At 63.6% G+C, this 6,564-nt stretch carries 5 protein-coding genes; 1 reads left to right on the top strand and 4 read right to left on the bottom strand.

Translation table 11 applies throughout. The features are described 5' to 3' along the window. The 4 genes from rad50 to ACI944_RS10080 all read right to left on the bottom strand — a co-directional run. On the bottom strand, nt 1-2,662 hold a 2,662-nt coding region (gene rad50 / locus ACI944_RS10095), incomplete at its 3' end, for a DNA double-strand break repair ATPase Rad50 (RefSeq protein WP_411718916.1). Continuing rightward, the gene (gene mre11 / locus ACI944_RS10090; protein WP_411718915.1) at nt 2,659-4,071 is read right to left on the bottom strand and encodes a DNA double-strand break repair protein Mre11; all 1,413 of its coding nucleotides are present in this window, start codon (nt 4,069-4,071) and stop codon (nt 2,659-2,661) included. The genes mre11 and rad50, both read right to left, overlap by 4 nt. Next, complete coding sequence (locus ACI944_RS10085; RefSeq protein WP_411718914.1) at nt 4,068-4,451, bottom strand: hypothetical protein; 384 nt, start codon at nt 4,449-4,451, stop codon at nt 4,068-4,070. The genes mre11 and ACI944_RS10085 overlap by 4 nt, the downstream gene beginning before the upstream one ends. A 186-nt stretch (nt 4,452-4,637) precedes the next feature. Next, nucleotides 4,638-4,913: a MarR family transcriptional regulator gene (locus tag ACI944_RS10080; protein WP_411718918.1), complete on the bottom strand. Its 276-nt coding sequence runs from the start codon at nt 4,911-4,913 to the stop codon at nt 4,638-4,640. Nucleotides 4,914-5,106: 193 nt separating this feature from the next. Here ACI944_RS10080 and pan1 point away from each other — a divergent pair, with 193 nt between their 5' ends. Then, nucleotides 5,107-6,321, top strand: coding sequence for a proteasome-activating nucleotidase Pan1 (gene pan1 / locus ACI944_RS10075; RefSeq protein WP_411718913.1), 1,215 nt, complete (start codon nt 5,107-5,109; stop codon nt 6,319-6,321). The last annotated feature ends 243 nt before the right edge of the window (nt 6,322-6,564 follow it).

Raw genomic sequence — 6,564 nt, 5'->3', positions numbered from 1 at the left:
ACGGTAACGCCTCCGTCCTCACCGATCGTTCGGCGCTCGATCGGTTTGTGGTCGGGTTCTTTCGGACTGCGATCAAGTCGTCGGCCGCGCCGACCAACTCCTCGTCGTGGCTGACGACGACGATCTGCGCGACGCCGTGATCGGTCATCGATTCGATCAACTCGACAAGCTTCGAGACGTGTCCGGAGTCGAGAAACACCGTCGGCTCGTCAAGAATGAGTGGCGGCGTCGGCGCCTGTCCCTCGATGCCCTCCGAGAGCAGCCGGTAGATCGCACACCGGAGCGAGAGGTTGAAAAGCGCCCGTTCGCCGCCCGAGAGCTGATCCGGATCGAGCGGCGTTCCATCCTTTTGATACACCGTCAGTTCGTACTCGCCGTCGAGTTCGATCCGTGCGTAGGAGTCGTTCCGGTAGACGAGATCGAACGTCTCGTTAAGCATTGCCTCCAGCCGGTCGACGTTCCGCTGTCGGAGCTCCGCCCTGAGGTTGGCGTACATCTCCTGGAGACCACGTGCTTCCTCGTACAGCGACTCCAGTCGGGCGACGGTGTCGCCCAACTCTGCACGGCGCTCTCTGAGCGCCTCAAGCTCCTTGAGTTCGTTTTTCACCCCGCCGATGGCGTTCTGGAGTTCGTCTCGCCGCTCGCGCTGCCCCTCGAGATACGTCTCGACTTCGTCGAGGTACTCCTCGGCGCGCTCTTTGTCCGCCTCCGCCTGCTCTAGCGCCGCCTCGTCGAAGGCCCCGTCGAGCTCGTCCCTCCGCTCACGCTTGTCAGCGAGCCGGTCGCGCCGGAGGTCGTTCTGTTCGGCGACGCTCTTGCGGCGCTCTCGAAGGCGTTCGACATCGCGTTCGTGCTCCGCGGCGTCGTCGAGCAACTCGGCGAGTCGTGCGATCCGCTCGCGACGCTCGTCGATCTGTGCCTTCTCGGCGTTCAATTCGCCGATAGTCGCTCGGGCCGCCTCGGCTTCGGCATCGGCGGTTTCGGCGGCCTCGATCGCCGCCTCGGCTTTCCGCTCGGCGGCCTCGGCGTCGGTCCGGCGCTCGTTGGCTCTGTCGGCTTTCGCCTCGACTGTCTCGGCCATCCCGTCGACGAGGGATGCGACATCCTCGCGGCGTTCTTCGAGTCGGTCGAGCTCCGCGGCCATCTCGACGAACTGCTCGGTACGCTCACGTCTCGCCTCCAGGCGTTCGACGCGAGCCTCGGCCGCCTCCAATTCCGACTGGACTTCCTCGACCCGTGCTCTATCCTCCTCGATTCCCTCGACATGCGGCGATTCCTCGACCGGTTGGCCGCACTCCGGGCACCTGCCAGCCTCAAGAAGCGCCTCCGCCTCCTCGACGGCCTCGCGGGCGTTCGTCAGGTCGGCTCGCAGTTCGGCGACTGTCTCTTTCGCCGCTGTCAACTCCTCAACGATCGATTCGTGGTGGCTCGTTAGCTCGCCACGCTCGGCTGGAGCGTCGGCGAGCGTCTTTTGCAGTTCCTCAGCCTCGTCAGCGAGCGCGTCGAGCCGTTCGCGCCGCTCGTCGAGTTCGCCCCGGTCGGACTCGACTTCGGAATCGAGTTCTGCGGCTGCCTCCCGCGCATCTGCAGCGTCGGCCCGGAGTTCCGCCGCCCGCTCGCGTTTCTGCTCGGCCTCACTCGCGTGTTTCTGTGCCTCAAGCCGTCGCTCCTCGATCCCGTCGCGTACCCCCTCTGCCGCCTCCGCTAATTCCTCGAGTCGCTCGCAAACGGCGTCCCGGTCAGGGGACTCGATGTCGGTTTCGGCGAGCGTGTCCTCAAGTTCCGCACGCAGCGTCTCAGCGCGCTCACGAGAACCACGGATCCGCTCGCCGAGCGTCTCGCGCTCGCGTTCCGCCTCGGCGATATCCGAGGTGAGCGTCTCGATCTCGCCCTCAAGATCAGCGATTTCCTCGCGCTTTCGCTCGTACTCCTCGATGACGCTCTCGGCCGATTGCAGCGTTTCCCGTGCCTGTTCGTGGCCCCGTTCCTTCTCAGCGATGTCGACGTTGAGTTCGTCGAGTTCGTCCTCGAGGCTGTTGAGGCGGGCGTGGAGGTCCTTGTTCTCTTTGTCTTCGATCTGTTCTTCGATCTGTGCGAGCGCCCCTCGCTTGTCGTCGAGGACGTGTTTGACTCCGAGGCGGGCCTCGCTCGCCCGTTCTCGGTACTCCTCGAGGGCGCCCAACTGTAGGAGTTCGTCAATCATGTCCTGTCGCTCGCCCGGTGAGGCGTTGATCAGCTTGTTCACCTCGCCTTGGCGGACGTACGCGCAGTTAACAAACGCTGAGGCGTCCATCCGCAGCAACCCCTCGATGTGGGCCTCGACATCCGTCACCTGCTCTACGGTCCCGTCGGGGGTCTCCAGCACGCAGGTCGTTGTCTTCGCGGTGTCGCCGCGGATCTTTACCTCGCGCTCGACGTGGTACGGTCCGCCGTCGTGGCTGAACCACAACTCGACGACCATCTCCTCGGCGTCGTTCGAGATGGCGTCCGCTAGCGTCCCGTCGATCGCATCGGAGCCGTACAGCGCAAAGAAACACGCCTCGAGCAGCGAGGACTTGCCGCTGCCGTTGATGCCGTGGATGACGGTGACGCCCTCCCGGAGCGATACCTCGCTGTCGGCATAACACTTGAAGTTCCGGAGGCGGAGCCGCTCGAATTTCATAGGTAGTCCTCCATGGACGCCTGCCCCTCGCCGTCGGCATCCGAGTTGGGGGTGGTCTCAGCGGTCTCGTTGGTGCTGTCGGTTGTCTCAGCCCCTTCGACCGTCTCGCCATTTTCGACCGTTCCGGAGTCTTCAGTAATCTCAGGGTTCTCGGGTAGTTCGACGGCCGACTCCTCGCCAGGCGAGACCGGGTCGTCACTATCCGGCTCAGCCACCGTAGGCTGACCGTCCGTCGCATCGTCCGACTCCTCATCGGTCTCGTCTTTGTTCGTGTCGTCACTCTCCGGAGCCGGGTCGAAGGCGTCCGGATCTTCGATCAATGCCCCGATGCGGCGCTCGATCTCGTCGGCGACGTTCGAGTCGGCGACCGAACTCGCCCGGATCGTCCCGTCGATCTCGCGGGCCGCGTCGCTGAGGCCTAATTCGCCGATGCGCTCCTCAACGGCCGCATCGGGATCGCCGAAAGAGACATCGAGGTCGACCCCGGCGTCCTCAAGTTCACGGCGGTCCTTTACCCGGGCGACCAGTGCCCCGTCGTCGGTGGCGAAGGACTCGATCCGGGCTGGCTGGACCGCCTCACCGTCGCCCTCGAGCGAAACGTGGACGACCGCCTCCTCAAGATCGTGCTCGCGGAGTCGGTCGTGGACCCGGTCGATCCCCTCGCCCTCGGCGAGATCGAGATCGACGAAGACGAACGGCCGGGTCTCGACCCCCCGCCGCGAGAACCGGACGTCGCCATCGAACTCGACGAGGTTGTAGCCGCGCTCGTCGCGCTCACCGGCGCTCGCCCGTTCCGTGGATCCGGGATAACTGGCCCACGTTCCCGCCACCTTTTGCGTGGTCGGCGCGTGTTCGTCGCCCAGTAGCACCGCGTCGAACCCGACGGACGCCGATTCCAACACCGCTTCGAGATCCCACTCGACGTTGCCGTAGTCGGGGACGAGTGGCTCGAAGCGCCCGTGCGAAACGAGCGCCGCGTGGGTGGCGTCGTGGGGGGCGAACCCGTATTCGAGGTCCTCGCGTCGGGACCGTGGGACGAAATCGAGCCCGTAGAATGCGGTGTCGCCGACCACGTTCGGCTCCTCGCCCAGCCGCGTCGCGAGCCCCATCGCCTCGAAGAGGTCGAGCCACTGCGCCGAGCGCTTCGCCTCGTGGTTCCCGACGACGGCGAGAAACGGGATGTCGGCCTCCGAGAGCGTCTCGAGCACGTCTCGCGTTCCCAGGAGATCGGAGAGGCCGGGACGGCGGTCGTGAAAGAGGTCTCCGGCATGAACCACGGCCTCGACTCCGTCGTTGACCGCGTCCTCGATAACCCGTCGAAACGCATCAAGGAAATCAGCCTGCCGCTCCGGGCTGTGGTACTGTCGGTACCCGAGGTGGGTGTCGGCGGTGTGGAGCACCCGTGTCATCGGGAGAACGGTTCGCCGTCGCGGCTTAAATCGGTTCCGTGACCGCGGTGAAAGTGGTCGTCGCGTCGGCCATTGGCAAATGTGCGATCTGGATTGCTCTCTCTGTCGCCGCTGTCTGGTCGATAGTCGCCGGTCGCTGCCCGGCGAAACAGGCGGAACGCCTCCAGCGCACGCCGCCCGCGATGCTTGAGCGCCGGGTCGTCCGTCGCCTCGACGGCCGCCGCGAGTTGATCCGTCCCGATTGTCTCCACGAACCGGGCCGCACATTCGACGTTGTCTGTCGCCTCGGCCGCCTGCTCGATGATTGCGGCTTCGTCGTCTTGTGCGAGTCGTCGCAGCGAGGCTTTCACCCGCGCCGCTTCCGGGGTGTCGTCAAGCACGGTATGGACCGGTGGCTGCCCTTCGGTATATAAACCCTCCGCCACTACGTCCACCGGAAACGGTGCCATCGTCCCCTGGTGGGGGACCACCATGCAACCCCTGACGATCCAAGATGAATCCGTTGTGCTGCGGAGTCGGGGCCAGCGCACTCCTCCGTTCGGCTGTGGCTGCGTGTTGATATCGATTTAGTTCGTTGGTGGCTCGGCGTCTATATTGAGCGCGTATACACGCTTTCTGGCGTCGGTAAACGAGAACCGCGATTTTACCGCATCGACCTCCTCAAGTCGGGTGACGGCGTAGCGGACCGTCCGGGACGGTAGCATCGTCTCGGCCGCCAGTTGGCTCTGTGTCAGCCGCTCGTTGTACTCGAGGACCTTCGCGACCAGTTTCGCGCTCGGGGGGAGTTCGGCGACGGCCTCCCAATCGACGCTCGGTTCCCCGTTGAGTTCGGTTGCGCTCATCATCACACCGTACATTATGCCGCAGTATAATATTTTCTATCCATACTTATGAATGATAGTTATTCGACGATGTAGCGAAGTAGTACCGGGTGCCGTAGACGAACGCATCGCCGGACGCGAGCGGGTCGAAGGGTTGATTCAACATCTGGCATGACCCGAAACCTCTTATGAACACGGGCGCTTAAAATAGGTAATGAGCGATACTGTTGACGACGTCGACCTGCCCTACGAGGACGGCGCGTCACAGCAGCAAAAACTGGAGGCGCTCGAGGAGCGTCTGGAGATTCTCGAACAGCAGAACGACGAGATGCGGGACAAACTCCTCGATGCCAACGCGGAGAACAACAAGTACCAACAAAAGCTTGAGCGGCTGACCCACGAGAACAAGAAGCTCAAACAGTCGCCGTTGTTCGTCGCCACGGTACAGGAACTCACCGACGAGGGTGTCATCATCAAACAGCACGGGAACAATCAAGAGGCCCTCACCGAGGTTACCGACGAGATGCGCGAGGAGCTCTCCCCGGACGATCGTGTCGCCGTCAACAACTCTCTGTCGATCGTCAAACAGCTCGACAGCGAGACCGATGTCCGCGCACGAGTAATGCAGGTCGACCAATCGCCGAGCGTCTCCTACGAGGACATCGGCGGCATCGACGAGCAGATGGACGAGGTTCGCGAAACCGTCGAAATGCCGATCGAAAGTCCGGAGATGTTCGACGAGGTCGGCATTGACCCGCCGTCGGGGGTGCTGTTGCACGGCCCGCCGGGGACCGGCAAGACGATGCTCGCGAAGGCCGTTGCAAACCAGACCGACGCGACGTTCATCAAGATGGCCGGTTCCGAGCTCGTCCACAAGTTCATCGGAGAGGGCGCGAAACTGGTCAGAGACCTGTTCGAACTCGCTCGCCAGCAGGAACCCGCCGTCGTCTTCATCGACGAAATCGATGCTATCGCGGCCAAGCGAACCGAGTCGAAGACCTCCGGGGACGCCGAGGTCCAGCGGACGATGATGCAGTTGCTCGCGGAGATGGACGGCTTTGAGGACCGCGGCCAGATCTCGATCATCGCGGCGACGAACCGCTTCGACATGCTCGATCGCGCCATCCTCCGCCCCGGCCGCTTCGACCGGCTTATCGAGGTCCCGAAGCCTGACTTCGAGGGCAGAGAGATGATCTTCGAGATCCACACCCGCGGAATGAACGTTTCCGACGGTGTCGACTTCGCGGACCTCGCCGACCTCGCTGCCGGCGCGTCCGGCGCGGATATCAAGGCGATCTGTACGGAAGCCGGAATGTACGCCATCCGCGACGACAGAGTCGAGGTCACGACCGAGGACTTCGAGGGAGCATGGCGGAAGATCCGACAGACCGAAGAGGACGCCGACGAAGTCTCGAAGACGTTCGCTTGAATACCCCCCGTACAACTCCCGCTGACCATTCTTCCGCGCGTTTTCCGATTCTCCGGTCGGCTACCGACTCCGATCGTTACCGTCCATCAGGTATACGCGCTATCCGATACCGGCCCCAGTAACTTCGCCAGAGGGCGAAACTGCGGCGAACGGGCGCCGCGACCGGACCGTCCAACCTCAAAACGCGAGAAAGAGCAGATACGGGACCGCGAACAACAGGACTGCCATCCCGAGGATGATGAG

It is taken from the genome of Natronomonas sp. (assembly GCF_046710025.1).
GTDB lineage: Archaea > Halobacteriota > Halobacteria > Halobacteriales > Haloarculaceae > Natronomonas.
Note: the sequence above shows the minus strand (reverse complement) of the source record. Positions and strands in the feature narration are given on the sequence as shown.

Excerpts from the sequence above, each read along its gene's own strand:
- pan1 (WP_411718913.1), top strand. The coding sequence starts at position 5,107 with ATGAGCGATACTGTTGACGACGTCGACCTGCCCTACGAGGACGGCGCG.
- mre11 (WP_411718915.1), bottom strand. The coding sequence starts at position 4,071 with ATGACACGGGTGCTCCACACCGCCGACACCCACCTCGGGTACCGACAG.
- ACI944_RS10080 (WP_411718918.1), bottom strand. The coding sequence starts at position 4,913 with ATGAGCGCAACCGAACTCAACGGGGAACCGAGCGTCGATTGGGAGGCC.